Source organism: Pseudomonas sp. C9D1, assembly GCF_056491235.1.
Map to the genome: position 1 here is coordinate 3,456,762 of NZ_JBSZIE010000002.1, position 25,187 is coordinate 3,481,948.

The window sequence follows — 25,187 nt, forward strand, 5'->3', positions numbered from 1 at the left end:
TGGGCAATGGTCAGCAACTGGCGGGTTCAGCAAGTGGCGCGGATGGTGCGCGATGGCGGTGTGATCGCCTACCCCACGGAAGCCGTCTGGGGGCTCGGCTGCGACCCCTGGAACGAGGACGCCGTCTACCGCCTGCTGGCGCTCAAGGCGCGGCCGGTGGAGAAGGGGCTGATCCTGGTGGCCGATGCCATCGAGCAGTTCGACTTCCTCCTCGACGACCTGCCCGATGAATGGAAGGACACGCTGGCCGCCTCCTGGCCCGGCCCCAACACCTGGCTGGTGCCGCACCAGAACCTGCTGCCGGAATGGATCACCGGGCAGCACGACAGCGTCGCCCTGCGCGTCAGCGACCACCCGGTGGTGCGCGCCCTGTGCGCCCAGGTCGGGCCGCTGGTGTCCACCTCCGCCAACCCCGCTGGACGGCCTTCCGCCGTGTCGCGCCTGCGTGTGCAGCAATACTTCCCCGGCGAGCTGGATGCCGTGCTGGTGGGCGCCCTGGGCGGGCGCCGCAACCCCAGCACCATCCGCGACCTGGCCACCGGGCGGGTCGTGCGCGCCTCCTGAATCAGGGCAGCAGCACGCTCGAACCGCTGGTGCGCCGGCCTGCCAGGTCGGCATGGGCGCGGGCGATGTCGGCCAGGGCATAGCGCTGGCCGATCTCCACCTTCAGCGCGCCGCTGGCGATCATCCCGAACAGCTCGTCGGCCATGGCCTGCAGGTTCGCCGGCGTGTCGGCGTAGCTGCCCAGCGTCGGCCGGGTGACGTAGATCGAACCCTTCTGCGCCAGCACCCCGAGGTTGACCCCGCTCACCGCGCCCGAGGCGTTGCCGAAGCTAACCAGCAGCCCGCGCGGGGCCACGCAATCCAGCGAGGTTTCCCAGGTGTCCTTGCCCACCGAGTCGTAGACCACCGGGCATTTGCGCCCCTCGGTCAGCTCCAGCACCCGTTGCACCACGTTCTCGCGGCTGCTGTCGATGCACGCCCAGGCACCCAGGGCCTTGGCCCGCTCGGCCTTCTCCGCCGAGCCGGCGACCCCGATCAGGCGCGCACCGATGGCCTTGGCCCACTGGCAGGCGATGGAGCCGACCCCGCCGGCGGCGGCATGGAACAGCACCGTCTCGCCGGCTTTCAGCGCGTGGGTCTGGCGCAACAGGTACTGCACCGTCAGGCCCTTGAGCATCACCGCTGCCGCCTGCTCGTAGCTGATGGCGTCCGGCAGCTTCACCAGGTTGGCCGCCGGCAGCACGTGGTACTCGCCATAGGCGCCCAGGGGGCCGGTGCCGTAGCCGACCCGGTCGCCCACCTTCAGGTGCTCCACGCCCGCGCCCACGGCATCCACCTCGCCCGCGCCCTCGTTGCCCAGCCCGGAGGGCAGCGACGCCGCCGGGTAGAGCCCGCTGCGGAAATAGGTCTCGATGAAGTTGAGGCCGATGGCGTGGTTGCGTACCCGCACCTGGCCAGGGCCGGGTTCGGCGACTGGCGCCTCCACCAGTTCGAGCACCTCGGGACCGCCGTACTGGGAAAACTGCACGCGCCTGGCCATGGTCGACTCTCCTTCCGGGAAAAGCCTCAATCCAAGCCTTCCGCTTGATCGGCGTCAAGCTACCGCGAGCCGCTCGCGGTGGTATGCTTGCGCCCTCTTTTTTCCCTGCAAGCCCCGTCCTGCGGCGCGCGCAAGCCGATCCAAGGTGCATTCGACGTGAGTAAACACATTGAGGCCGTGAAGGCCTACCTGCTCGATCTGCAAGACCGTATCTGTGCCGAACTGGCAGCCGAGGACGGCGGCGCCGGCTTCTTCGAAGAAGCCTGGGAGCGCCCGGCCGGCGGCGGCGGTCGCACCCGCGTGCTGGAGAACGGCAAGCTGATCGAAAAGGGCGGGGTCAACTTCTCCCATGTGTTCGGCAGCAGCCTGCCGCCGTCGGCCAGCGCCCATCGCCCGGAACTGGCCGGCCGTGGCTTCCAGGCCCTGGGCGTGTCCCTGGTGATCCACCCGGAGAACCCGCACATCCCCACCTCCCACGCCAACGTGCGCTTCTTCATCGCCGAGAAGGAAGGTGAAGAGCCGGTCTGGTGGTTCGGTGGCGGCTTCGACCTCACCCCCTACTACGCCCATGAGGAAGACTGCGTGCTCTGGCACCAGGTGGCCCGTGACGCCTGCGCACCCTTCGGCGCGGACGTCTACCCGCGCTACAAGGAATGGTGCGACCGCTACTTCCACCTCAAGCACCGCAACGAACCGCGTGGCATCGGCGGCCTGTTCTTCGACGACCTGAACCAGTGGGACTTCGACACCAGCTTCGCCTTCATGCGCGCCATCGGCGACGCCTACATCCAGGCCTACCTGCCCATCGTGCGCAAGCGTCGCCACACCCCCTTCACCGAGCAGCAGCGCGAGTTCCAGGCCTTCCGCCGCGGCCGCTACGTGGAGTTCAACCTGGTGTTCGACCGCGGCACCCTGTTCGGCCTGCAATCCGGCGGGCGCACCGAATCCATCCTCATGTCCCTGCCGCCCCAGGTGCGCTGGGGCTACGACTGGAAACCGGAGCCGGGCAGCGAAGAGGCGCGCCTGACGGAGTATTTCCTCCAGGACCGCGACTGGCTGAAAATCCTGCCCTGACGCCATTGCGGCAGAGCAGGTTTTCGAACCGCTTCTGCCCTACCCCAAGGACTACCCCATGGACCGCTACGCCGTCTTCGGCAACCCCATCGGCCACAGCAAGTCGCCGCTGATCCACCGCCTGTTCGCCGCGCAGACCGGCCAGGCCCTGGAGTACGAGGCGTTGCTGGCGCCCCTGGACGACTTCACCGGCTTCGCCCGCGCCTTCTTCGCGCAGGGCCTGGGCGGCAACGTCACCGTGCCCTTCAAGGAGCAGGCCTTCCAGATGGCCGACAGCCTCAGCGAGCGCGCTCGCCGCGCCGGTGCGGTGAACACCCTCAAGCGCCTGGATGACGGCAGCCTGCTGGGCGACAACACCGACGGCGCCGGCCTGGTGGGCGACCTGATGCGCAATGCCGGGCTCGAACTCGCCGGCAAGCGCATCCTCCTGCTCGGTGCCGGTGGCGCCGTGCGCGGTGTGCTCGAACCCCTGCTGGCCCAGCGCCCGGCTGCGGTGGTGATCGCCAACCGCACGGTGGAGAAGGCCGAGCAGCTGGCCCGTGAATTCGCCGACCTGGGCCCGGTGCTGGCCAGTGGTTTCGATTGGCTGGAAGAACCGGTGGACCTGATCGTCAACGGCACCTCCGCCAGCCTCGCCGGCGAGTTGCCGCCCATCTCGCCGAGCCTGATCGAGGCCGGCCACACCGTCTGCTACGACATGATGTACGGCGCGCAGACCACTGCCTTCAACCGCTGGGCCCAGGAGCAGGGCGCCGCGCGTACCCTCGACGGCCTGGGCATGCTGGTGGAGCAGGCGGCCGAGGCCTTCCTGCTCTGGCGCGGCGTGCGCCCGGAAACGGCACCGGTCCTCGCCGAACTGCGCCGCCTGCTGGCCCAGGGCTGATTCGGTCGCCCCGGGCGTAGGATGGGTAGAGCGCAGCGAAACCCATGCTGCTGCGCCCGTCCTATTCCTCGATCACCAGCCGGCTGTGCTCGTCTTCCAGCTTGCGCAGCTCGCGCTCCACATGGGGCCGGGCGCGACGCAGCACCAGGGTGCGGCCCTCGCCATCCAGGCGCCGCGCTTCGTTGTGCAGCAGGCTGACCCCGGCGAAATCGATGAAGTTGATGTGGTGCCCGTCCAGCACCAGGCGCTTGCCCCGGCTGCGCTGGATCAGCCGCTGCACATAGGGGCAGGCGCCGAAGAAGATCGACCCCTCGATGCGCAGCACCTCTTCCTCGGCATCGCCGGAATGCAGCACACGCGGCTGCGAGGTGCGCTTGAGGTAGAAGAACAGCGACGCCAGCACCCCCGCATAGATCGCCGTCTGCAGCTCCAGCACCAGGGTGGCCAAGGCCGTCAGCGCCATCACCACGAACTCCGCCCGGCTCACCCGCCACAGCTGGCGCATGCCCGGCAGGTCGATCAGGTTCCAGCAGATCAGCAGGATGCTCGCCGCCATCGCCGGCAACGGGATATGCGCGATCAGCCGCGCGCCCACCAGGGCGAACAGCGCCACCCACAGCGCCGAGCACACCCCCGCCAAGGGTGAATGGGCGCCGGCCTGCAGGTTCAGCGCCGAGCGGGTGAAGGAGCCGCTGGAGAGGTAGCCGGAGAACCAGGCCCCGACCAGGTTCGACAGGCCCTGGCCGCGGGTCTCGCGGTTGGCGTCCAGCACCTGCTGCGACTGCGCCGCCAGGGCGCGGGCGATGGACAGGCTCATCACCAGGCCGAGCAGCCCGCAGGCCACCGCCGACGGCAGCAGGCGCAGGATGTCGTCGAGGTCGAAGCGCAGCGTGGTGAACGGCGGCAGGCTGCCCTCGAAGGGCGGCACCAAGGGCACGTCCGCCATGCTCCCAGGCAATGCCAGCACCACCAGACTGCCGGCCACCAGGCCCAGCAACAGGGCCGGCAGGCGCGGGGCGAAGCGTCGCAGCAGCAACGTCACCACCAGGGTGGCCAGCGCCACCAGCACCGACGGCACATGCACTTCGCGCACGTGCCCGGCCAGCTCCAGCGCGCCCTGCAATGCCGTCGCGCGGCCTTCCAGGCTGGGCAGGCCGAGCAGGTTGGGGATCTGCCCCAGGGCGATGACCAGCGCCGCGCCACAGGTGAAGCCGATCACCACCGACTGCGAGACGAAGTTGGCCAGGGCGCCGAAGCGCAGTACGCCGAGCAGCCACTGGAACAGCCCGGCGAGGAAGGTCAGCAGCAGCACCAGGGCGATGTAGTCGCCGCTGCCCGGCAGGGCCAAGGGGCTGACGCTGGCGAACAGCACCACGGAGATCGCCGCCGTCGGGCCGCCGATCAGGTGCCAGGACGAGCCCCAGAGGCAGGCGATGATCACCGGCACCACGGCGGCATAGAGGCCGTATTCGGCCGGCAGGCCGGCGATCAGGGCATAGGCGATGGATTGCGGCAGGGCGAGGATGGCGCCGGTCAGGCCCACCAGCGCGTCACGCCCGAGGCTGCGCCCGGTGGTCCGGGGCAGCCAGTCGAGGAAGGGGAAGAGGGTGGAAGGCTTCATCGTGGGACGGGCAGGGCCTCATCGGCAGGCGTGGGAGACGTGGCGCGAACTTTCAATCGCGATGGGCAGCGACCATACGCCACCTCGGGCGAAATGGGGCCGCTTCACGGCCCCCGCGAATCACAGCTTCGCTTTCACCGCCGCCAGCCCATCGCCACCTTCGCGGGTGGTCACGCCCTGCAGCCAGCTCTCGACCACCTGCGGGTTGGCCTTGAGCCAGGCCTTCACCGCCTCGTCGTTGCTGGCGTTCTTGCTCAGCACCTCGTTCATCACCGCGTTCTCCATCTCCTGGGTGAACGCCAGGTTGGCCAGCAGCTTGCCGACGTTGGGGCACTGCTGGGCGTAGCCCTTGCGCGCCAGGGTGTTCACCGTGCCGCTCGCGCCGAAGTACTTCTCGCCGCCCTTGAGGTACTTCATGTCGTACTGCACGTTCATCGGGTGCGGGGTCCAGCCGAGGAACACCACGAAGTCCTTGCGCTTCACCGCGCGGCCCACCTGCACCAGCATCGCCTGCTCGCTGGACTCCACCAGCTTCCAGTCGCCCAGGCCGAATTCGTCGCCCTTGATCATGTCCTGGATGGAGATGTTGGCCGGGGAGCCGGCGGCGATGCCGTAGAGGGTGTGCTTGAACCTGTCCGCGTGCTTGTCCAGGTCGGCGAAGGTCTTCACCCCCGCGTCATAGGCGTAGGTGGGCACCGCCAAGGTGTACTCGGTGCCGCCGAGGTTCTGCGCCACCTTGTCCACTTCGCCGGCGGCGACGAACTTGTCGTAGTTGCTCTGCTGGGCCGGCATCCAGTTGCCGAGGAAGACGTCCACCTGGCCCTTCTGCAGCCCGGCGAAGATGATGGGCACCGCCAGGGTCTGGGTCTCGGCCTTGTAGCCCAGGCCGTCCAGCAGCAGGCGGGCGACGCCGTTGGTGACGGCGATGTCGCTCCAGCCCGGGTCGCCCAGCTTCACGCTGGCGCAGCGGGCGTCCTCGGCTTGGGCGGTGGCGATCAGGGCGCTGGAAAGCAGCGCGGCGGCGAACAGGGTGGTGGTGGTCTTCATGCCTTTTCCTTGTAAGTGAAGGTGTGGCCGGCCGTGGGTTCGTCCCCTCTGGTCAGGGCTGTGGATAACGTGCGCGGCGCTCCAGGTCATCGAGGTCAATGTGGTTGCGCATGTATTGCTGACTGGCGTCCACCCAGGGCTGGTGGTCCCAGCTGGTGAGCCGGCCCTGCTCCAGGGCGCCGGCGACGAAGCGGCGGCGCCGCTGGCTGGCAAGCGTCGCCTGGTGGATCGCGGGGATGTCCCAGCGCGCCCGGGCTTCGGCGAGGAAGGCCTCGAGCACCTCGCGGTGGCTCGCGGATGCGGCCAGGTTCTCCAGCTCGCGGGGGTCGCTTTCCAGGTTGAAGAGCAGCAGCGGGTCCTGCTCCGAATAGACGAATTTCCACGGGCCACGGCGGATCATCATCAGCGGGCTGGTGGTGCCTTCGGCCATGTATTCGCCGAACACCTCGTCATGCCCGCCCTCGCCCGCCAGGTGCGGCAGCAGCGAGCGGCCGTCCAGCGGCAACTTTGGGTCCAGGCTGCCGCCGGCCAGTTCCACGAGGGTGGGCAGCAGGTCCATGGTCGAGACCGACGCCTTGACCCGGCGCGGCGCGAAACGCTGCGGCGCATGCACCAGCATCGGCACACGCGCGGCCATTTCGAACCAGTGCATCTTGTACCAGAGGCCGCGCTCGCCAAGCATGTCGCCGTGGTCGCCGGAGAACACCAGGATGGTGTCCTCGGCCAGGCCACAGTCCTCCAGGGTCTTGAGCAGGGTGCCGATCTGCGCGTCGACGTAGCTACAGGCACCGAAGTAGGCGCGGCGGGCGTCGATGATTTTCTGCTCCGGCAGCGGCTTGTCCCACAGGTCGATGACCTTCAGCAGGCGCTGGGCGTGCGGGTCCTGCTCATGCTGGGCCAGCTGCACCGAGGGCAGCGGGATGTCCTCCTCGCGGTACAGGTCCCAGTACTCGCGGGGAATGGTGTAGGGGTCGTGGGGGTGAGTCATCGACACTGTCAGGCAGAAGGGCCGCCCGGCCTGTTCACGCACATGGTCGTAGAGGTACTGGCGCGCCTTGAACACCACCTCATCGTCGAAATCCAGCTGGTTGGTGCGCACGCAGGGCCCCGCCTGCAGCACCGAGGACATGTTGTGGTACCAGCTCGGGCGCACGTCCGGCTCGTCCCAGTTCACTGCCCAGCCGTAGTCGGCGGGGTAGATGTCGCTGGTCAGGCGTTCTTCGTAGCCGTGCAGCTGGTCCGGGCCGCAGAAGTGCATCTTGCCGGACAGCGCGGTGCGGTAGCCCAGGCGGCGCAGGTGATGGGCGTAGGTGGGCACGTCGGCGGGGAAGTCGGCGGCGTTGTCGTAGGCGCCGATCTTCGACGGCAACTGGCCGCTCACCAGGGTGAAGCGCGAGGGCGCGCAGAGCGGGCTGTTGCAGTAGGCCGAGTCGAACACCACGGCACGTTCCGCCAAGCGCGAAAGATTGGGCATGTGCAGGGGCAGGCCACCGTGGAAGGGCATCAGCGGCGCGGCCATCTGGTCGGCCATGATGAAGAGGATGTTGGGGCGGTTCATGGGGCCTTCATCCATATGATCGGTTTATGCGAGAGTGCTGGCGTCGATCATGGAATCGCCGCACCTTTTCGGTAAACCGCATGGGCGGACATGCCTCGGATAAGTAATCGTTATGGCAGACCTGCAACCCGAACTCTCCCTCGACCTGCTGCGCGTATTCGAAGCGGCGGCGCGCCACCTGAGCTTCACCGCCGCAGCGGTGGAGCTGGGCACCACCCAGCCGGCGGTGAGCCAGCAGATCCAGCGCCTGGAGAAGCAACTGGCGACCCGGTTGTTCGACCGCGTCTACCGCGGCATCGAACTGACTGACAGCGGGCGCCTGCTCTTCGTTCATGTGCAGGACGGCCTGCGCGCCATCAACCTCGGCCTGGAGGCGGTGGGCGCGCGGGCCCAGCACGAGGTGCTGCAGGTGGCCACCGACTTCGCCTTCGCCGCCTACTGGCTGATGCCGCGCCTGCACCGCTTCCACGAAGCCCACCCGGAAATCGACGTCAGCCTGGTGACCAGCGACCGCACCATGAACATGCTGCGCTCGGAGATCGACGTTGCCATCGCCTTCGGTGACGGCCGCTTCAAGCACGGTGACGCGCTGCTGCTGTTCCGCGAGGAGGTGTTTCCCATCTGCAGCCCGCGCCTGCTCAAGGACCAGGCCGCCCCCCTCCCCGCCGCCGCCCTCGCCCAGTTGCCGCTGCTGCACCTCAAGCCCGAGGTGCGCACCCGCTGGTTCGACTGGGAGGCGCTGTTCCGCGAGCTGGGTATCGACCGCCCGCCGGGCTCCGGCTCCCTGCGTTTCGACAACTACACGCTGCTGGTGCAGGCCGCCATCGCCGGCCAGGGCGTGGCCATCGGCTGGCGCTACCTGGTGGACGACCTCATCGAGCAGGGCCTGCTGGCACGGGTGATCGAAGGCAGCCTCACCTCCGACTTCGGCTATTACGTGGTGCTGCCCGAGCGCAAGCGCCGGGCGCGGGTGGTGGCCTGCTTCGTCGACTGGTTGCAGCGCGAGCTGGCGGACGAAGACCCGGTGCAGCGTATCCGCAACCGCGAGGGCATTGCCGTCTGACGGGCGGAGTTGGGTTTGCAGGATTTTGAGACGCCAGTCCCATAAAGGGCGCGAGCTGTCATTCGGGTTGCACAAAGCGCGGCTATCACTTCTGGGGTCATTCACTTCCCCGAGCGCTGCCGATGAAACCCCTCGTCCACCTGGCTGCAGGTCTCTGCATCTGCGCCATGGCCGGCCAGGCCAACGCCTGCTCCCAGCCCACCCACAAGAACATCGTCAAGGATGCACTGGCCTACATGAACTCCCCCTATGCCACGGAGGAGATGCGCCGGGCCTACGGCTTTTACGTCAGCGCGGCCGGCAGCGAAGCCAAGGCGGGCGAAACCCTCGGCCAGGCCGCCTATGACGTGGACGACTTCAAGGACACGCGCCTGGGCGGCTGGTGGGTCGGCTACGAGCACGCGCCGTTGTGGGGCGCCGCGTCCGGCATCGTCAACTACACCTCCTACTGGCACTTCCTCAACCTCACCCGCGAGGGCGACGCCCACGGCAACCGTCACGGCGGCTACGACTACCGCTACCACAAGGTCGACGGCGGCATCTCCGATGTCGACTGGTACGCCATGGTCTACCTCTACAACCGCGAGCTGAAGCGGGCCGACTTCGACACCACCGAAGCCCATTACCGCCGTGGCAGCCGCTCCGACTGGCAGGAGCACTACGGCGACTTCCAGAACGCCGCGTTCCAGCCTGTGGATAACCTCGCCAGCTACTGGTTCGACCAGTTCCGCGCCGCGCCCTCATTGCAGACCATCGGCTACGCGCTGCACGCCACGGGCGACGTGGCCCAGCCCCACCACGTGTGGATCACCTCGGCCAACGGCCACTCCAGCTGGGAAGGCTGGGTTGACGACCACTACGCCAGCGAGCGCCTCAACGACCAGGCCGCAGTGGCCAACCTCATCGGCCGCTACGACGCCAGCCGCAGCGTCAGCGACCTGATGCTGCAGACCGGCCGCGTCGCCTACGCGCACCCCGAGCCGCTCTACGACACCAGCTATGCAACCCGCCTGCGCGTGGCCAAGGAGCTGATCCCCGAATCTATCGCGCTCACCGTCAGCGTCCTGACCAAGGGAGCCAACAGCTTCAATGCACCCAAGGCACTCTGAAGGAACCCGGCGCCGGGTCCGGCTGCTGGCCGGCCTGGTGCTGGGGCTGTACCTGGGCGCGGCCCAGGCCATGCCCACCGCCAAGGACCTGCGCATCGACGGCGAGCTGCTGCCTGGGCGCAGCATCGCCCTGTTGCAGCAGGTGCTGTCGCGGGTGAAGTTCAACACCGACCCGGCGCAGCTGCGCCGGGGCCTGGTGGAGAACCACCTGCTAGCCCGCGACGTGGAGGGCCAGCTCAATGCCCAGAGCCGCGCCGACCTGGACGCCACGGTGGAGATCGAGGCCGGCAACTTGCTGGAGCAGTACTACGGCCGCGACGCCCGCCAGGACATGCGCCCCTTCCTGCGCCAGCCGCAGCCCCTGGATTCGCGGCGCCTGCGCGAGGTACTGGCACCGTCCAGCAGCGTGCTGGTGGCCAACAGCCTGGTGCTCGGCCCGGTCCAGGAACAGGCGGCGGCCAAGGTGGAGCTGATCCGCTGGCAGTTCCCCGGCGAGCCCGAGCACAGCCTCGACCTGCTGGACCTCTACCGTGGCGACAACGTCCAGGGCCAGGTGGAGCTGCAGAAGGGCAACCTCGAATACCTGGCGCGCCAGGTGCAGGGCCGGGTGCAGCGTGATCACCTTTGGTATCGCCTGGGCCGCGACGGCTTCACCCCGGCCGAGCGCGCGGGCGTCAAAGCCCTGGTGCGGGACCGCCTGGTGCGCCAACGCTACCTGCACCAGATCGGCCTCTACAGCGACTTCCACCACGAGTCCTACGCCCTGCGCGCCCTCGCCGCCCAGGTCACCGATGCCGAGGCCCAGGCCTACTACCAGCGCAACCTGGCGCAGTACCGCAACGTCGCCCAGGTGCAGGCCGCGCACATCCGCCTGGCCGACCAGGCCGGTGCCGACCGCGTCTACGAGGAACTGCAGAAGGGCCTGGATTTCGACGAAGCGGTGCGTCGCTACTCCCAGGCCGAGGACAAGACGCGCACGCCGCCAGGCGACCTGGGCTTGATCCGCCCCGCTGACGCGGACCTCGACCTGCTGCGCAAGACCGCGCTGATCCAGAAGGCCGACAGCCTGTCCCAGCCCATGCACATCGACGGCGCTTTCGAGATCGTCCGGGTGCGCAGCCGCGAGGACCGCCAACTGCCCCTGGACGACCGCAGCGTGCGCTTCGAAGTGAACCAGGCCGTGGCGCGGGAAAAGCTCGCCGCCCAGGTGGATGCGCAACTCGGTGCCCTGCTGGCCAGCGCCAAGGTGGAAGGCCTGTGAAGGGCTGGATCGCCGCCGCCCTGGTCTGCAGCGCGGGTGCCGTGGCTGTGGCAGGAATCATGGTGACCCTGGAGCCGACGCCCATGGCCGCCGCCGAAGCGGCGCCGGTGGTACGCCCCAAGGTGGCGGTCGTACCGTCGCCCCGTGAGCCGGTGCTCAGCCCCGTTCCGACGCCTGCGCCCCGTCCCGCCGTGGCCCAGGTGGCCGCCGCGGTGCCGGAGGAACGCCCCCTGGACCAGCAGGACGCCATTCTCTTCATGCAGATGATGGAGCAGGAAGGCGACCCGCGCCGCCCCGAGCTGGGCGGCCTCAAGCCCCGCCAGGGGGCCACTGCCGCCGAGCTGGCCGACCCGCGCCAGTATGCCGCGCTGGAAGACCGGCAGGCCCGCGAGCTGGTGCAGGCCTACACCAGCGGCGTGCAGCAGATCCCCGAGATCCGCGCGCGTATCGAGGCGGCAGCCCAGAGCGGCGAGCGCACGGCCGCCGAGCTGGACGAAGCCCGCGCCGCCCTGCAGCAACTGGAAGCCCTGCAGAGCCGCTTGGAACGGCAGGCGCCGCAGTTGCTGCCCGGCGGCACCGCGCCGACACCGCCCAAACCCTGAGCCAGGCGGCGCGGGTTGCGGGTACCATGGCGCGTCGGTACCCGAGAGAGGTGAACATGCAGGCTGCCCCCCTACCCCGCATCAAGGGCTTCCACGCCCACATCTACTACGACGCGGACAGCTTCGAGCAGGCCCGCGAACTCTGCGAAGAGGCCGCGCGCCGCTTCCCCCTGAAGATGGGCCGCCTGCACCGCCAGCCCGTCGGCCCGCATCCGGACTGGAGCTGCCAGCTGGCCTTCCGCCCCGAGCTGTTCGGCGAACTCATCCCCTGGCTCGCCCTCAACCGGGCCGGCCTCAACGTGCTGGTCCACCCCATCACCGGCAGCGACCTGCGCGACCACCGCGACTACCCGATGTGGATGGGCGCCGTGCGGCCGCTGGACCTCTCCGACCTCAGCGACGGCGCCATCGAGTACGACCTCTAGCGGCTCAGGCCGGGCGCAGGGCCGCCAGGACTTCGTCCGCCGCGCGCCGGCCGGCGCGGACCGCGCCTTCCAGGTAGCCGCACCAGACAGACGACGTTTCGCTGCCGGCCCAGTGCAGGTTGCCCAGGGGCGCGCGCAGGTGGCGGCCATGGCGGCTCAGCAGGCCAGGCGGCAGTGGTGATACGCAGCCGGCGGTCCAGGGCTCGCGGTTCCAGTCCTGCTCCACGTAGGCCAGCGGTCGGCCCGCTTCCTCGCCGAACAGCCGCACCAGCTCTTTCAGCACCCGTGCCTGGCGCTTGCGGGCATCGTTCCCTGCCCGTGCGGGATCAAGGAAGGCCAGCAGCACGCCCAGGCCCTGATGAGCGGGGCTGCTGTCGAAGGTCATCTGCACCAGAGCGCTGTCGATGAAGCCGGCACCGGAGAGCCCCGATTCTTTCCAGAACGGCCGCGCATAGCTCAAGTGCACCTTCATACCGCTGCCGCCGGTCCAGCCCTTCTGCAGGGCGGCGCGCCCCTTGGGCAGTGCCGGTGAGAAGCCGATGCGGGCCATGTCGGCGGGCATCATCGCCACGATCACCCGGCGGGCACGCAGGCGGCCCAGGGCGCAATCCAGGGTGACCGCCTCCTGGTCCCAGCCCTCGATGCGTCGCACCGGCGCGCCCAGCAGCACCGAGGGGCCGAGCTGCTGCGCCAGGTTCAGGGACAGCCGCTGCGCGCCGCCCTGCAGGCGGAACTGCTGGGCCTGGTCGTCCAGCGCGGCGAAGCCGCCGGCAGAGTGCAGGTAGAAGAGAAACCACAGCAGCGAGACCCGGTCCGGCGCGCTGTTCAGGGTGGTGGCGACCGTGGTGGACATCGCCTCGACGGCCTCGGCATCGGCGCGCTCGGCCTTCAGCCACGCGGCGAGGCTCCAGCGGTCCCACTCATCGGCGCGGGCCGCGCTCCAGGGCGCGTCCAGGGGCACCTGCCCGGCCATGGCCTCCAGCCGTGCCTGCAGTGCGCGCACGGCGTCCCCTGGCGGCTCGTCGGCATCGAAGGTGTAGCGCTCGCCACCCAGCAGGGCGGCCATCTGCCCGCCGCGGTACTGCGGCACCAGGGGAATGCCCAGGTCGCTGGCCAGTTCCATCACCATCGGCTGGTCGCCGCCCACCCACTGGCCACCGCCGTCCACTTCCAGGCCGTTGCCCATGGGCTGGTTGACGGTGCGCCCGCCCACCCGCTCGCGGGCCTCCAGCACCGCCACGCGCAGGCCGCTGCCGGCCAGGCGCCGCGCCGCCACCAGGCCGGAGAGGCCGGCACCGATGATCGCGACATCCAGTTCCAGCGCCGCAGGTTCGGAGACCGCCGCGCGCCCGCTGCGGGTGATCGCGGCGAGCAGGGCGGCGCCGCTGAGGCACAGCAGGTGCCGACGGGTGAGTGAGAGGGGTTCGAGCAGTCGGTAGCGCATGGTGTTCTCCACTTGGTAACCAAGTTGTCGGAGGCAAAAAATCGACCGCTTCCCGCGGTCGTCGGGTTCAGGCCGAGGTGGTGCGCACCGAGGCCAGGTAGAAGGGCACGGGGTCCTGGCGGGCCAGGAGCTGGCGGGCCAGGGTCAGGTAGAACCAGCGCAGCTCGGCGGGATCGCCGTCGATGGCGTCCTGGTCGTCGGTCCAGCGCTGCCAGAGGGCCATTTCCATCTGCAGGATGCGGTTGCGGCCGATGGCGGTGATGCGTCGCCAGAAGGCGTCTTCCAGGCGCTGCGCGTCGGCGGCATCGAGCGTGGCCGGGCAGGTGTCCACCTGTTGCAGCAGGTGTTCCCGCTCGGCATCCGTGGCATGGCGCGAGGCCGCCTCCAGCAGGCCGATGGCATAGAGCTGCTGGTACTCGGCCAGGTCCCGCAGCAGGCGGGTGGCGGCGTCGGATTGCAGCCGATCGGCGCAGCGCAGCAGCAGCTCGAAGACCCGTGCATCGGCTCGGGCCGGGTCCAGCACGCGGCTGGCACCGCCCTGGCGGACCTCCACCAGGCCGATGTCCTTCAACTTGTGCACGGCCTGGCGCACGGTGATGCGCGAGACGCCGTAGCGCTCGGCCAGCAGGCGCTCGGCTGGCAGCGATTCGCCGGGCGCCAGCTGGCCATCGAGTATCTCGATGAACAGGCCTTCCAGCGCGGCGTCGGCGGCATGCCCCCTGGGGGCGGGTGTGATCGATTCGTCCATGGCGGGAAAATTTACTTGGTTACCAAGTTAAGTCAAGGCCCCATGGCGAATCGACGCGCGCTGAGCCACGGCCTATGATCCGCCGCCTGTTTTCGGAGATACGCTATGCGCTACCTGCTCGTCGTCACCCTGCTCTGGGCCTTTTCCTTCAGCCTCATAGGCGAGTACCTGGCCGGGCGGGTGGACAGCGATTTCGCCGTGCTGGCGCGGGTGCTGATCGCGGCGCTGGTGTTCCTGCCCTTCACCCGCTGGCGCGGGCTGCCGACAAGGCTGCTGGCGGGGTTCTGGCTGGCCGGGGCGCTGCAGTTCGGCATCACCTACCTGTGCCTGTACCGCAGCTTCGCCGTGCTCACGGTGCCGGAGGTGCTGCTGTTCACCGTGCTCACGCCCATCTACGTGACCCTGCTGGACGACGCCCTGTCCCGCCGCTTCAGCCCCTGGGCGCTGCTGGCGGCCCTGGTGGCGGTGGGCGGCGGGGTGATCATCCGCTTCGACCGCCTGGAGGGCGACTACCTGCTGGGCTTCATCCTGCTGCAGGTGGCCAACGCCACCTTCGCCGCCGGCCAGGTGCTCTGCCGTCGCCTGCTGGTGCGCTACCCGGTGGAGCAGCCGCTGCACCGCTTCTTCGGCCACTTCTTCCTCGGCGCATTGCTGCTGGCGCTGCCCTCCTTCCTGCTCTTCGGCAACCCCGAGCGCCTGCCGCAAACGCCGGTGCAATGGGGCGTGCTGGTATGGATGGGCCTGTTCGCCACGGCCCTGGGCATGTTCTGGTGGGTCAAGGGCAGCACCGCCGTCAGCGCCGGCACCCTGGCGGTGATGAACGAGCTTCACGTCCCCGCCGGCCTGGTGGTCAACCTGCTGATCTGGAACCGCGACGCCGACCTCCCCCGCCTCGCCCTGGGCGGCGCGGTGATCCTCGCTTCCCTGTGGATAAGTCGCCTGGGCCGTCGCAGGGCCGCTCTTGCGTAGGATGGGTAGAGCACAGCGAAACCCATGCTGGAGGGCTCCGGAGTCGATGGCGTTCATGGGCTCGCGGAACGCCGCCCATCCGATAGTGCGGCTCGTTCCCTGAAATGAAAAAAGCCGCTGTCCCGAAAGGGGCAGCGGCTTTCTTATGGCCGTGTGGCGGTCAGGCGCGGGCGCTGCGCACGCCTTCGGCCAGGGATTTGCAGAGGGTGAGGACGCCGTCGATGGCCTGTTCGGCGGTTTCGGCCTTGGCGATCTGGTCCACCAGGGCGGAGCCCACCACCACGCCGTCTGCGAGGCGGGCGATGTTGGCGGCGTGTTCGGCGGTGCGGATGCCGAAGCCGATGGCCACCGGCAGGTCGGTGTGGCGGCGCAGGCGGGCCACGGCTTCCTGCACGTGCTCCAGGGTGGCGGAGCCGGCACCGGTGACGCCGGCCACCGAGACGTAATAGACGAAGCCGGAGCTGCCATCGAGCACCACGGGCAGGCGCTTGTCGTCGGTGGTCGGGGTGGTCAGGCGGATGAAGTCGATGCCGGCGGCCTGGGCCGGGTGGCACAGGTCTTCGTTATGTTCCGGCGGAAGGTCGACGACGATCAGGCCGTCCACGCCGGCTTCCTTGGCGTCACCGATGAAGCGCTCGACGCCGTAGTAGTGGATGGGGTTGAAGTAGCCCATCAGCACCACCGGGGTGTTCTGGTTGCCTTCACGGAACTCGCGAACCAGCTGCAGGGTCTTGGCCAGGTTCTGCTTGGCCGCCAGGGCACGGATGTTGGCCAGCTGGATCGACGGGCCGTCGGCCATCGGGTCGGTGAAGGGCATGCCCAGTTCGATCACGTCGGCGCCGGCTTCCGGCAGGCCCTTGAGGATCGCCAGGGAGGCGTCGTAGCCCGGGTCGCCGGCGGTGAGGAAGGTCACCAGGGCGGCGCGGTTCTGCTGTTTCAGTTCGGCAAAGCGGGTCTGCAAGCGGCTCATGCCTTGGGCTCCTGTTGCATGTGGTGCATCACGGTCTGCATGTCCTTGTCGCCACGGCCGGAGAGGTTGACCACCATGATGTGGTCCTTCGGCAGGCCGGGTGCGCGCTTGAACACTTCGGCCAGGGCGTGGGAGCTCTCCAGGGCCGGGATGATGCCTTCGAGGCGGCAGCACTGGTGGAAGGCGTCCAGGGCTTCGTCGTCGGTGATGGAGGTGTATTCGACGCGACCGATGTCATGCAGCCACGCGTGTTCCGGGCCGATGCCGGGGTAGTCGAGGCCGGCGGAGATGGAGTGGGCGTCGATGATCTGGCCGTCTTCGTCCTGCAGCAGGAAGGTGCGGTTGCCGTGCAGTACACCGGGTACGCCACCGTTGAGGCTGGCGGCATGCTTGCCGGTCTCGATGCCGTGGCCGGCCGCCTCGACGCCGATGATCGCCACGCCGGTGTCATCGAGGAAGGGGTGGAACAGGCCCATGGCGTTGGAGCCGCCGCCGATGCAGGCGACCAGCGAGTCGGGCAGGCGCCCTTCCTTCTCGGCCAGCTGCTCGCGGGTCTCCTTGCCGATGACGGCCTGGAAGTCGCGGACCATGGCCGGGTACGGGTGCGGGCCGGCGACGGTGCCGATCAGGTAGAAGGTGTTGTGGACGTTGGTCACCCAGTCGCGCAGGGCTTCGTTCATCGCGTCCTTGAGGGTGCCGGTGCCGGCGGTGACCGGGATCACGGTGGCGCCCAGCAGCTTCATGCGGAAGACGTTGGCCTGCTGGCGGTCGATGTCGGTGGTGCCCATGAAGATCACGCATTCCATGCCGAAGCGCGCGGCCACGGTGGCGGTGGCCACGCCGTGCATGCCGGCGCCGGTCTCGGCGATGATGCGTTTCTTGCCCATGCGCTTGGCCAGGAGGATCTGGCCGATGCAGTTGTTGATCTTGTGCGCGCCGGTGTGGTTCAGCTCTTCGCGCTTGAGGTAGATCTTCGCGCCGCCACAGTGCTCGGTCAGGCGCTCGGCGAAGTACAGCGGGCTCGGGCGGCCGACGTAGTCACGCTGGAAGTAGGCCAGCTCCTTGATGAATTCCGGGTCTTCCTTGGCGGCTTCGTACTCGCGGGCCAGGTCGTGGATCAGCGGCATCAGGGTTTCGGCGACGTATTGGCCGCCGAAGGAACCGAACAGGCCCTTGGCGTCTGGGCCGGTGCGCAGTGAAGTCATGGTGGAACTCCTGGGAGTGGTATCCGATGGCAGCCATTCTACCGCTGGCCGGTGCCGGGAAAAGCGATTAGATTGCGCTGACATGTCAGTAAAACTCACAGATGACCATGAGCCGCGACCTCCCTCCCCTCAATGCCCTGAAGGCCTTCGAAAGCGCCGCCCGCCTGCTCAGCGTAAGCCGAGCGGCAGAAGAGCTGCACGTCACCCACGGCGCGGTGAGCCGCCAGGTGCGGGCGCTGGAGGAACAGCTGGGCGTGGCGCTGCTGGCCAAGGATGGGCGCGGCATAAAACTCACGGATGCCGGCCAGCGCCTGGCCGAGGCGGCTGGGGATGCCTTCGAGCGGCTGCGTGGCGTCTGCGCGGACCTGCGCCGCCAGGAGGAGGATCGCCCCTTCGTCCTCGGTTGCCCCGGCAGCCTGCTGGCGCGCTGGTTTATCCCGCGCCTGGACCGCCTCAACCGCGAGCTGCCGGAACTGCGCCTGCAGCTCTCCAGCAGCCAGGGCGAGCTGGACCCGCGCAGCCCGCAGCTGGACGCCACCCTGCTGTTCGCCGCGCCGCCCTGGCCGGCGGACATGCAGGTGTTCGAGCTGGCCGGGGAGCGCATCGGCCCGGTGCTGAGCCCCCGCTACGCCGGTTTCGCCGAGCTGGAGCAGGCGCCGCCCGAGCGCCTGTTGCGGCGCCCACTGTTGCACACCGCGTCGCGCCCCCAGGCCTGGCCGCAATGGGCCCGGGCGGAGGGACTGGACGCGGAAGGGTTGCAGCTGGGCCAGGGCTTCGAGCACCTGTACTACCTGCTGGAGGCGGCGGTGGCCGGCCTGGGCGTGGCCATCGCCCCGCAGCAGCTGGTGGCCGATGACCTGGCTGCCGGCCGCCTGGTGGCGCCCTGGGGCTTCGTCGAGACCCCGGCGCGGCTGGCCCTGTGGGTGCCGGCCGGGCGCCAGGGCCCGCGTGCCGAACGCTTGGCGCAATGGCTGCGCCAGGCCTTCACCCAGCCCGGCTGAGACAGGTTGCGCTAGAAGTCGCCGCGCAGGGTGAGCATGTAGCTACGTGGAGTGCCGTAGGTGGTGCCACGGGTCCAGTAGCCGGTGGAGTCGAAGTAGGTGCGGTCGAAGAGGTTTTCGACGTCCACGCCGACGGTCCAGTTCGGGTCGAGCTTGTAGGCGGCGCGCGCGTCGTAGATCGCCCGGCCGCTGTTGGCGGTCTCGTTGTAGGCATCCTCGTAGCCCGACTGCGCCGATACGCCGGCGCCGATGCTGAGGCGGTTCCACTCCCCCGGCAGGCTGTAGTGGGTGTTGAGGCGCAGCAGGTGCTTGGGGGTCTGCGCGGAGATGGGGCCGCCGTTTTCCGAGCGGGTGGTGTTGAAGGTGTAGCCGGCCGCCACCTGCAGCCCCGGCAGCACCTCGCCGCTGGCTTCCGCCTCGAAGCCCTTGCTGCGGCTGATGCCGTCGCTGTTCACGTAGCAGCGGTTGGCGACGTCCTGCGGGCAGTTGCCGTCGTTGGCGTAGTCGCGGGCGGCGACGTCTTCCTGCTCGATGTAGAACAGCGCGAAGGACAGGTTCAGGCGCTTGTCGAACAGCTCACCCTTGATGCCGGTCTCGTAGTTGGAGCCGATGGCCGGGTCGAGCATGCTGCCGCCCGCGGTGCGGTAGCCGGCCTGGGGCATGAAGATGTCGGCGTAGCTGGCGTACAGCGACCAGGCGTCGTCGAGGTCGTAGATGGCGCCGGCGAAGGGCGTGAATTCGTGCTTCTGCTCGTTGGTCGACAGCAGGTCGCCGCTCCAGGAGTCGGTCTTGTACCAGCTCAGGCGGCCGCCGAGGACCAGGCTCAGGTCCTCGGTCATGTGCAGGCGGGTGCTGAGGTAGGTGCCGTAGCGGGTTTCGATGGTGTCGTCCTTGGCGTCCCAGCCCTGGCGCGCCAGCTGGGGTACGTTGCTGTTGTTGGGGTTGAAGACGTCGAGGGGGATGGGGCTGGGCAGCGCGACGGTGGCGTCCTTGTCGTTCATCTTGCGCTTGGACCAGTTGGCGCCGAGGGTCACCTGGTGGCTCAGGCCGAAGGCCTCGAACTCGCCGTCCAGGTGGCCGTCCACGGCGTTCGAGGTGGCGTCGAACTTGTGGTAGCTGATGTCGTTGACCATCGGGCCGGTGGGGCTGCCGTAGTCCAGGGTGTCGCCCGCGCCCCATTCGATGGCGCTGCGGTTGTAGCTGCTCTCGGAGTGGGACAGCGCCAGCTTGCCGGTCCAGTTGTCGTCGAAGCGGTGGCTGAGGTCGGCGAACACCTCGTCGGTGCGGCTCTGCAGCTTGGCCCAGTCCTGGCCGAGGAAGGTCGAGCGCTTGAGGTGCGGGTTGCTGCCGTCGGGGTTCATCGGCAGGCCCAGCACGCTGTAGCCGTCGATACGCGAGGTCTGCCGGCGCAGGCCGAGGGCGACCGTGGTGGCGTCGTTGAGGTCGGCCTCGACGATGCCGTAGAGCAGCGGGCGCTTGGATTCGGTGACGTCGATGAAGTACCCGCGATCCTCATAGGAAGCGACCATGCGGCCGCGCAGGGTGCCTTCGTCGTTGAGCTTGCCGCTGGCGTCCAGGTCGAGGCGGTAGTTGTCCCATGAGCCGGCGCGGGTGGTGATGGAGAAGCGCGGGTCCACCGTGGGGCGCTTGCGCACCAGGTTCGCCGCGCCACCCGGATTGCCCGCGCCCACCAGCAGCCCGGAGGCGCCGCGCAGCACTTCGACGCGGTCGAACATGGCCATGTCCGGGGTCATCCAGCCGGTGTAGGCGAAGGCCTGCCCGGGTACGCCGTCGACCATGTAGCTCTCGTCGGTGAGGTCGAAGCCGCGGGAGCTGAAGTGGTGGTTGCCGTAGCCACGGTTGGCGCGGGTGATGCCCGGGGTCTGGGCCATCACCTGGTCGAGGGAGACGAGGTTCTTGTCGTCCATCAGCTTGCGGGTGACCACGGTCACCGACTGCGGCGTGCGCCGCAGCGATTGGGCGCTCTTGCTGATGGTCACGGCGCCGGTGGTGTAGGAGCCGCTGCCTTCGGTGGTTTCACCCAGCCCGGTGCTGTTGATGGTGGTTGCACCCAGTTCGAGGGCGTCGCCGCTGCCCGTTGCCACTTCCAGGGCGTAGTTGCCGCCGCTGTTGAGCGCGCGCAGGCCGGTGCCGGCCAGCAGCCGGGCCAGCCCTTCGTTCACCCCATAGTTGCCGTTCAGCCCGGGGCTGCGCTTGCCGGCGGTGAGCTTCGCATCCACCGAGAGGAGGATGCCGGCCTCGCTGGCGAAGCGGTTCAGCGCCTGGTCGAGGTTGCCGGCGGGGATGGCGTAGGCGCGGGTCTGTTCGCTGGCGGCCTGGGCCAGGGGAGCGGTGGCGACCAGTGCCGGGCCGGCGACCAGCAGGCTGGCGAACAGGGCATGGCGGATGGCGGCGCTGAGGCGGGAGCGATGGGAAGCGGGCAGATACGGCATTCTGGAACGTCCTCTTGAGAATGCTTCTTGATTGATTTCAAGAGGTATCCCGAGCGAGCCGGGGAAACCGACAACGCCGGGTGAAGTTTTTTTCAGGGCTCAGGCGCGGGCGCGGACGGTGACCCAGTAGCGGGTCAGGCTGTGCACCTCGACGGGCAGTGATTGCTGCAGGGCGGCCAGCACACGGTCGGTGTCGGCCAGGGGGAAGACGCCGGTGAGGACCAGGCCCGCCACCTCCGGGTCGCAGCGCAGCACACCGGGGCGGTGGCGCGACAGCTGGCCGATGAACTCGCCCAGGGCCATGCGCTCGGCGACCAGGCGGCCCTGGCTCCAGGCGATGGCATTGGCATCGGCGCTGCCGAGCTCGCCGAGCCGCCCGGCGGAGAACCACAGGCTCTGGCCGGCCTGCAGGCGCGTAGCGGCTGCGTGGCGCGGGCGCAGTTCCAACTGGCCTTCGTAGAGCTGGACGCGGCTGCCGCCGTCCTGCTCGTAGACCGAGAAGCGCGTGCCCAGGGCCTGGATCTCCCCGGCGGCGGTTTCCACGATCAGCGGTCGCCCGGCCGGGTCCTGGCCGCTGTCCAGCAGCAGTTCGCCGGCCAGCAGGCGGATGCGCCGCTCGGCGTCGTTGAAGAGGATGTCCACCGCGCTGCCGCTGTTGAGCAGCAGCTGGCTGCCGTCCTCCAGGGTGCGTTCGAGGCGTTCGCCGGTGCCGCTGCGCAGGTCGGCCATGGCTTCGCGCCAGGGCAGGTGCGACTGGGCCGCGTAGCCGCTGCCGCCGGCCACCAGCAGCAGGCCGAGCAGCTTGAGGGTCTGCCGGCGACGGGCGTCGGGCATGTCGCGCAGCACCGCGCGGGCGGTGTCGCCGGGTACGCCGGCGAGGGTGCCCTGCAACTGTTGCAGGCGCTGCCAGGCGCGCTGGTGCTCGGGGTCGGCGTCCTGCCAGGCGACGAAGCGGCGCTGTTGCTCACCGTCCAGTTCGCCACCCCACTGCAGCATCAGCCAGTGGCTGGCCTGCTCGACGATGGCGGGGGCGATGGGGGCGTCGCGATGGGCTGTCATTCGGCGTAGAGCACCTGGTAGCAGGCCTGGATGGCGCGGATCATGTACTTCTGCACCGAGCTGACGCTGACCTGCAGGCGCTCGGCGATCTGTGGATAAGTCAGGCCCTCGAACTGCGAGAGCATGAAGGCTTCGCGCACCTTGGCCGGCATCGAGTCGAGCATGGCGTCGATCTGCAGCAGGGTCTCGATGACCATGGCGCGGGTCTCCAGGGAGGGGGTTTCCGGCTCCGGCAGCATGGCCAGGCTGTCGAGGTAGGCCTGTTCGATGCGCTGGCGCCGCCATTGGTCGATGACCAGGTTGCGGGCGATCTGCGCCAGGTAGCTGCGGCCCTCGCCGCTACCGGGCAGGCGCCGGGTCACCAGCAGGCGGAGAAAGGTGTCCTGGGCGATGTCGGCCGCCCGCTCACGGTCGCCCAGGCGCCGCCGCAGCCAGCCTTGCAGCCAGCCGTGATGGTCCTTGTAGAGACGGTGCACATCCTGTTGCAGCGATGGCTCGGGGATGACAGTGGACACCCGATGCTCCCGTGATGCCTAAGTGCGGATAAGAATTGATCGCAATTCTAAGTGGAGCGGGTGCGCTTGGGAATACGCCATGGGTGCGGAGGCGGGGCCGCAGGATGGGCGGCCTGGCGGCGGCGCCCATCCTGCAGTGATGACGCGGGATCAGAACTCCGGGGTGTATTTGACCGTGAGCATGAGGTTGCGCGGGTCGCCGAAGTTGTTGGCGCCGTCGCCGGCGGCGAAGCCGGGCTGGTAGTAGCGCTTGTCGAAGAGGTTGTTGGCGTTGAGCGCCAGGTCGACCTCCGAGCTCAGCTCGTAGCCCAACCGCGCGTTCCACACGGTGAAGCCGGGCACTTCGAAATCACGGGCGAAGCTGACGGTGTGGCTCTGGGTGTTGAAGCCGCCGCTGACGCTGAAGCGACGCAGGTTGCCCGGCAGGCGGTAGTCGGTCCACACGCGCAGCATGTGCTTGGGCGTCCACTGGCTGTAGATGCTGCCCTTGTTGTCCGGGTCTTCGAGGAACTTGGTGGTGTTGTAGGTGTAGCCGGCGAACACCTGCAGGTCGGTCAGCAGCTCGCCGCTGATCTCCGCCTCGATGCCCTGGCTGCGCACCTGGCCCGATGCCCGCGAGCAGTACCAGCCGTCGCATTCGAAGCCGGAGTCGAGGTCCTGGGTGGCGCGGTTCTTCTGGTTGTAGCGGAACACCGCCAGGGAGGTGTTGAGGCGGCCGTCGAGCAGTTCGCCCTTGAGGCCGACCTCGTAGTTGGTGCCGACGATCGGCTCGAGGATCTTCTGATCGGCGGAGCGCTCGGTCTGCGGCTCGAACACGTCGGTGTAGCTGGCGTAGACCGCCCACTGCTCGCTGAGGTCGTAGATCAGCCCCAGGTAGGGGGTGACTTCGCCGGTGGCGGTGGTGCGGCTCGGGGTGCCGCCGGTGACGTTGTACTCGTAGTCGTACCCGCTCACGCGGGACCCCATCACCAGGGTCAGCGGCTCGGCCAGCTTGACCCGCCAGCTGCCGTAGAGGCCCTTCTGGCGGACGTCGTAGCCGGCGTTGTAGGCGCGGCCGCCCGGCGAGGCGAGGATGTCGGCGACGGTGGGTTTCGGGCGGTGGTGGTCGATGGCGAAGATGTTGCCGCCGGGGACGAAGCGCCGGGCGTAGAAGTCGTCCGAGGTGTACTTGGAGTAGTTGCCGCCCAGGGTGACTTCGTGTTCCAGCGACAGCGCGTTGAAGCGCCCGGTGAGGTAGTTGTCCATGCCGATCTTGGTGGACTGGAAATTGGTGATCCAGTCGGCGAAGTTCAGGCCGCTGCCGTCGGCGGCGACATCGCCGTGCATGCGCTGGTGGATCGAGTCGCTGTGTTCCTGCATGCGCAGCAGCGAGGACTTGAACCTCCAGTTGTCGTCGAAGCGGTGTTCGAGATCGAGGTAGACCGTGGTCTGGTCGGTGTCGAGGTGGTTCCAGGTGGCGCCGCTGTAGGTGGAGCGCGAGAAGCCGATGTCGCTGCCGTCCGGGTAGCGCGGCAGGCCGCGCATCATCGGCCGCGATTCGCCGTCGGTGTTGCTGACGCCGAAGCCGACCGTGGTGTCGGGGGTGAAGTCGTAGTCGAGGGCGGCGTAGAACGAGCGGGTCTCGTCCCAAACGTAGTCGGTGAAGGAGTGGCTGCGGTCTTCGTCCACCACCACGCGGCCGCGCAGGGTGCCTTCCGGGTTGAGCGGGCCGCCGGCGTCGAGCTGCAGGCCGTAGTGGTCCCAGGTGCCGGCCTTGCCGGTGATGGCGACGGTGGGGGCGTCCTGGCCGCGCTTGCGCACCAGGTTCACCGCGCCGCCTGGGCTGCCGGCGCCTTGCAGCAGGGCGGCGGCGCCACGGAGGATTTCCACGCGGTCGAAGAACACCAGGTCCTGGGTCGCCCAGTTGCCCAGCACGTAGAAGTTGCGCGGCACCGGCACGCCGTCGTACTGCCAGTCGTCGATCTGGAAGCCGCGCGAGGAGATGACCATGCCTGGGCCGATGCCCTGGGCGCCCACCAGGCCGGTGGTGCGGTTGACCGCTTCGCGCAGGTCGGTGATGCCCTGGTCGTCGAGCTGCTTGCGGGTGATGACGGTGACCGACTGGGGGATTTCCTTCAGCGTCCGGTCACCCTTGCCGATGCTGATGGCGCGGGCGGCATAGGAGCCGCTGCCTTCGCTGGTGGCGCTGAGGCCGGCGGCGTTGACGGTGGTGGCGCCCAGCTCCATGGCGCCGGTGCTGTCGGCCTTGGGCTGCACGCTGTAGTTGCCGCTTTCGGTGACCCGCAGTTCCAGGCCGCTGCCTTCGAGGGCGCGCTGCATGGCCTGGGTGGCGGTCATCGAGCCCCTGACGGCCGGCGCCAGCTTGCCCTTGACCAGTACCGGCTCCAGGGACACCACCTGGCCGCTCTGGCTGGCGATGGCATTGAGCGTTTCCGCCAGGCTGGCGGCGGGCAGGTCGAAGGCCAGCACCTGTTGCTGGCTGGCGGGCTGGCTGTAGACGTAGCCGAGCGGGCCGGTGGCGGCGAGCGCGACGGCGATGGCAATGGCGCGGGGCCAGGGTTTGCGCACGGAGATTCTCCTGAATGTGTGGGCGTTGTCAGGAGATAGGTGGGACGAACGCAAAAAATCGGACACGAA

Annotated in this window: 22 protein-coding genes; 10 read left to right on the plus strand and 12 right to left on the minus strand. The window is 68.9% G+C overall.

From position 1 onward, the window contains the following. Positions 1-6: 6 nt before the first annotated feature. Complete coding sequence (tsaC, locus tag ACXI0U_RS23770; protein ID WP_374979438.1) at positions 7-564, plus strand: L-threonylcarbamoyladenylate synthase type 1 TsaC; 558 nt, start codon at positions 7-9, stop codon at positions 562-564. A gap of 1 nt (position 565) precedes the next feature. Here the strand turns inward: tsaC and ACXI0U_RS23775 are convergent, their stop codons facing one another. Next, positions 566-1,543: a quinone oxidoreductase family protein gene (locus tag ACXI0U_RS23775; RefSeq protein ID WP_479550897.1), complete on the minus strand. Its 978-nt coding sequence runs from the start codon at positions 1,541-1,543 to the stop codon at positions 566-568. Positions 1,544-1,699: 156 nt separating this feature from the next. Between ACXI0U_RS23775 and hemF the strand changes: the two genes are divergently transcribed. Next, the gene (gene hemF / locus ACXI0U_RS23780; RefSeq protein WP_479550898.1) at positions 1,700-2,617 is read left to right on the plus strand and encodes an oxygen-dependent coproporphyrinogen oxidase; all 918 of its coding nucleotides are present in this window, start codon (positions 1,700-1,702) and stop codon (positions 2,615-2,617) included. Positions 2,618-2,675: 58 nt separating this feature from the next. Next, a complete protein-coding gene (aroE, locus tag ACXI0U_RS23785) occupies positions 2,676-3,500 on the plus strand; it encodes a shikimate dehydrogenase (RefSeq protein ID WP_479550899.1) in 825 nt (274 codons plus the stop codon). Between the two features lie 61 nt (positions 3,501-3,561). Here aroE and ACXI0U_RS23790 read toward each other — a convergent pair whose 3' ends face one another. The 3 genes from ACXI0U_RS23790 to betC all read right to left on the minus strand — a co-directional run bounded on the left by ACXI0U_RS23790 (position 3,562) and on the right by betC (position 7,726). Further along, positions 3,562-5,121: a SulP family inorganic anion transporter gene (locus ACXI0U_RS23790; protein ID WP_479550900.1), complete on the minus strand. Its 1,560-nt coding sequence runs from the start codon at positions 5,119-5,121 to the stop codon at positions 3,562-3,564. Between the two features lie 120 nt (positions 5,122-5,241). Beyond that, positions 5,242-6,168 (minus strand): choline ABC transporter substrate-binding protein, encoded by a 927-nt coding sequence (choX, locus tag ACXI0U_RS23795; protein WP_431483039.1) that lies wholly within the window; start codon positions 6,166-6,168, stop codon positions 5,242-5,244. 52 nt (positions 6,169-6,220) lie between these two features. Next, entirely contained in the window at positions 6,221-7,726 is a 1,506-nt protein-coding gene (gene betC / locus ACXI0U_RS23800; protein WP_431483040.1) for a choline-sulfatase, read from the minus strand. A 112-nt stretch (positions 7,727-7,838) separates the two neighbouring features. Here betC and ACXI0U_RS23805 point away from each other — a divergent pair, with 112 nt between their 5' ends. The 5 genes from ACXI0U_RS23805 to ACXI0U_RS23825 all read left to right on the plus strand — a co-directional run bounded on the left by ACXI0U_RS23805 (position 7,839) and on the right by ACXI0U_RS23825 (position 12,186). Beyond that, the gene (locus ACXI0U_RS23805) at positions 7,839-8,789 is read left to right on the plus strand and encodes a choline sulfate utilization transcriptional regulator (RefSeq protein WP_021219922.1); all 951 of its coding nucleotides are present in this window, start codon (positions 7,839-7,841) and stop codon (positions 8,787-8,789) included. Between the two features lie 122 nt (positions 8,790-8,911). Then, positions 8,912-9,898: a hypothetical protein gene (locus ACXI0U_RS23810; protein WP_479550901.1), complete on the plus strand. Its 987-nt coding sequence runs from the start codon at positions 8,912-8,914 to the stop codon at positions 9,896-9,898. Then, positions 9,879-11,159 carry a peptidylprolyl isomerase gene (locus ACXI0U_RS23815; protein WP_479550902.1) on the plus strand — a complete coding sequence of 427 codons (1,281 nt, stop codon included), beginning with the start codon at positions 9,879-9,881 and terminating at the stop codon, positions 11,157-11,159. The genes ACXI0U_RS23810 and ACXI0U_RS23815 overlap by 20 nt, the downstream gene beginning before the upstream one ends. Further along, positions 11,156-11,761: a hypothetical protein gene (locus tag ACXI0U_RS23820; protein WP_479550903.1), complete on the plus strand. Its 606-nt coding sequence runs from the start codon at positions 11,156-11,158 to the stop codon at positions 11,759-11,761. Before ACXI0U_RS23815 ends, ACXI0U_RS23820 begins: the two co-directional genes overlap by 4 nt. A gap of 56 nt (positions 11,762-11,817) precedes the next feature. Then, a complete protein-coding gene (locus ACXI0U_RS23825; protein WP_021219919.1) occupies positions 11,818-12,186 on the plus strand; it encodes a DOPA 4,5-dioxygenase family protein in 369 nt (122 codons plus the stop codon). Positions 12,187-12,190: 4 nt separating this feature from the next. Here the strand turns inward: ACXI0U_RS23825 and ACXI0U_RS23830 are convergent, their stop codons facing one another. Together ACXI0U_RS23830 and ACXI0U_RS23835 are read right to left on the minus strand one after the other, a co-directional pair. Beyond that, on the minus strand, positions 12,191-13,630 hold the full coding sequence (locus ACXI0U_RS23830) for a flavin monoamine oxidase family protein (protein WP_479550904.1): 1,440 nt from the start codon (positions 13,628-13,630) through the stop codon (positions 12,191-12,193). Positions 13,631-13,697: 67 nt separating this feature from the next. Next, positions 13,698-14,378, minus strand: coding sequence for a FadR/GntR family transcriptional regulator (locus ACXI0U_RS23835; protein ID WP_435634784.1), 681 nt, complete (start codon positions 14,376-14,378; stop codon positions 13,698-13,700). Between the two features lie 105 nt (positions 14,379-14,483). Between ACXI0U_RS23835 and ACXI0U_RS23840 the strand changes: the two genes are divergently transcribed. Next, complete coding sequence (locus ACXI0U_RS23840) at positions 14,484-15,347, plus strand: carboxylate/amino acid/amine transporter (protein WP_479550905.1); 864 nt, start codon at positions 14,484-14,486, stop codon at positions 15,345-15,347. Positions 15,348-15,507: 160 nt separating this feature from the next. On the opposite strand, the gene trpA is transcribed toward ACXI0U_RS23840, so the two are convergent. Both trpA and trpB read right to left on the minus strand, forming a co-directional pair. Beyond that, positions 15,508-16,317, minus strand: a complete 810-nt coding sequence (gene trpA, locus ACXI0U_RS23845; RefSeq protein ID WP_021219915.1) for a tryptophan synthase subunit alpha — start codon at positions 16,315-16,317, stop codon at positions 15,508-15,510. Beyond that, a complete protein-coding gene (trpB, locus tag ACXI0U_RS23850; RefSeq protein WP_184488177.1) occupies positions 16,314-17,522 on the minus strand; it encodes a tryptophan synthase subunit beta in 1,209 nt (402 codons plus the stop codon). The genes trpA and trpB overlap by 4 nt, the downstream gene beginning before the upstream one ends. Positions 17,523-17,629: 107 nt before the next feature. Between trpB and ACXI0U_RS23855 the strand changes: the two genes are divergently transcribed. Further along, the gene (locus tag ACXI0U_RS23855) at positions 17,630-18,523 is read left to right on the plus strand and encodes a LysR family transcriptional regulator (RefSeq protein ID WP_374979450.1); all 894 of its coding nucleotides are present in this window, start codon (positions 17,630-17,632) and stop codon (positions 18,521-18,523) included. Between the two features lie 11 nt (positions 18,524-18,534). Here the strand turns inward: ACXI0U_RS23855 and ACXI0U_RS23860 are convergent, their stop codons facing one another. The 4 genes from ACXI0U_RS23860 to ACXI0U_RS23875 form a co-directional block, all read right to left on the minus strand. Next, positions 18,535-20,976, minus strand: coding sequence for a TonB-dependent siderophore receptor (locus tag ACXI0U_RS23860; protein WP_479550906.1), 2,442 nt, complete (start codon positions 20,974-20,976; stop codon positions 18,535-18,537). A gap of 99 nt (positions 20,977-21,075) precedes the next feature. After that, positions 21,076-22,035 (minus strand): FecR domain-containing protein, encoded by a 960-nt coding sequence (locus tag ACXI0U_RS23865; RefSeq protein ID WP_479550907.1) that lies wholly within the window; start codon positions 22,033-22,035, stop codon positions 21,076-21,078. After that, a complete protein-coding gene (locus tag ACXI0U_RS23870) occupies positions 22,032-22,550 on the minus strand; it encodes a sigma-70 family RNA polymerase sigma factor (protein WP_021219910.1) in 519 nt (172 codons plus the stop codon). The genes ACXI0U_RS23865 and ACXI0U_RS23870 overlap by 4 nt, the downstream gene beginning before the upstream one ends. Before the next feature lie 150 nt (positions 22,551-22,700). Continuing rightward, the gene (locus tag ACXI0U_RS23875) at positions 22,701-25,118 is read right to left on the minus strand and encodes a TonB-dependent siderophore receptor (RefSeq protein WP_374979454.1); all 2,418 of its coding nucleotides are present in this window, start codon (positions 25,116-25,118) and stop codon (positions 22,701-22,703) included. Positions 25,119-25,187 lie beyond the last annotated feature (69 nt).

Bases quoted from the DNA above. Each gene is read 5' to 3' on its own strand.
- ACXI0U_RS23825 (WP_021219919.1), top strand. From the start codon at position 11,818: ATGCAGGCTGCCCCCCTACCCCGCATCAAGGGCTTCCACGCCCACATC.
- ACXI0U_RS23830 (WP_479550904.1), bottom strand. From the start codon at position 13,630: ATGCGCTACCGACTGCTCGAACCCCTCTCACTCACCCGTCGGCACCTG.
- ACXI0U_RS23835 (WP_435634784.1), bottom strand. From the start codon at position 14,378: ATGGACGAATCGATCACACCCGCCCCCAGGGGGCATGCCGCCGACGCC.
- ACXI0U_RS23815 (WP_479550902.1), top strand. From the start codon at position 9,879: ATGCACCCAAGGCACTCTGAAGGAACCCGGCGCCGGGTCCGGCTGCTG.
- trpA (WP_021219915.1), bottom strand. From the start codon at position 16,317: ATGAGCCGCTTGCAGACCCGCTTTGCCGAACTGAAACAGCAGAACCGC.
- tsaC (WP_374979438.1), top strand. From the start codon at position 7: ATGGTCAGCAACTGGCGGGTTCAGCAAGTGGCGCGGATGGTGCGCGAT.
- ACXI0U_RS23805 (WP_021219922.1), top strand. From the start codon at position 7,839: ATGGCAGACCTGCAACCCGAACTCTCCCTCGACCTGCTGCGCGTATTC.
- ACXI0U_RS23860 (WP_479550906.1), bottom strand. From the start codon at position 20,976: ATGCCGTATCTGCCCGCTTCCCATCGCTCCCGCCTCAGCGCCGCCATC.
- trpB (WP_184488177.1), bottom strand. From the start codon at position 17,522: ATGACTTCACTGCGCACCGGCCCAGACGCCAAGGGCCTGTTCGGTTCC.
- ACXI0U_RS23865 (WP_479550907.1), bottom strand. From the start codon at position 22,035: ATGACAGCCCATCGCGACGCCCCCATCGCCCCCGCCATCGTCGAGCAG.
- choX (WP_431483039.1), bottom strand. From the start codon at position 6,168: ATGAAGACCACCACCACCCTGTTCGCCGCCGCGCTGCTTTCCAGCGCC.
- ACXI0U_RS23775 (WP_479550897.1), bottom strand. From the start codon at position 1,543: ATGGCCAGGCGCGTGCAGTTTTCCCAGTACGGCGGTCCCGAGGTGCTC.
- aroE (WP_479550899.1), top strand. From the start codon at position 2,676: ATGGACCGCTACGCCGTCTTCGGCAACCCCATCGGCCACAGCAAGTCG.
- ACXI0U_RS23790 (WP_479550900.1), bottom strand. From the start codon at position 5,121: ATGAAGCCTTCCACCCTCTTCCCCTTCCTCGACTGGCTGCCCCGGACC.
- betC (WP_431483040.1), bottom strand. From the start codon at position 7,726: ATGAACCGCCCCAACATCCTCTTCATCATGGCCGACCAGATGGCCGCG.
- ACXI0U_RS23855 (WP_374979450.1), top strand. From the start codon at position 17,630: ATGAGCCGCGACCTCCCTCCCCTCAATGCCCTGAAGGCCTTCGAAAGC.
- ACXI0U_RS23810 (WP_479550901.1), top strand. From the start codon at position 8,912: ATGAAACCCCTCGTCCACCTGGCTGCAGGTCTCTGCATCTGCGCCATG.
- ACXI0U_RS23840 (WP_479550905.1), top strand. From the start codon at position 14,484: ATGCGCTACCTGCTCGTCGTCACCCTGCTCTGGGCCTTTTCCTTCAGC.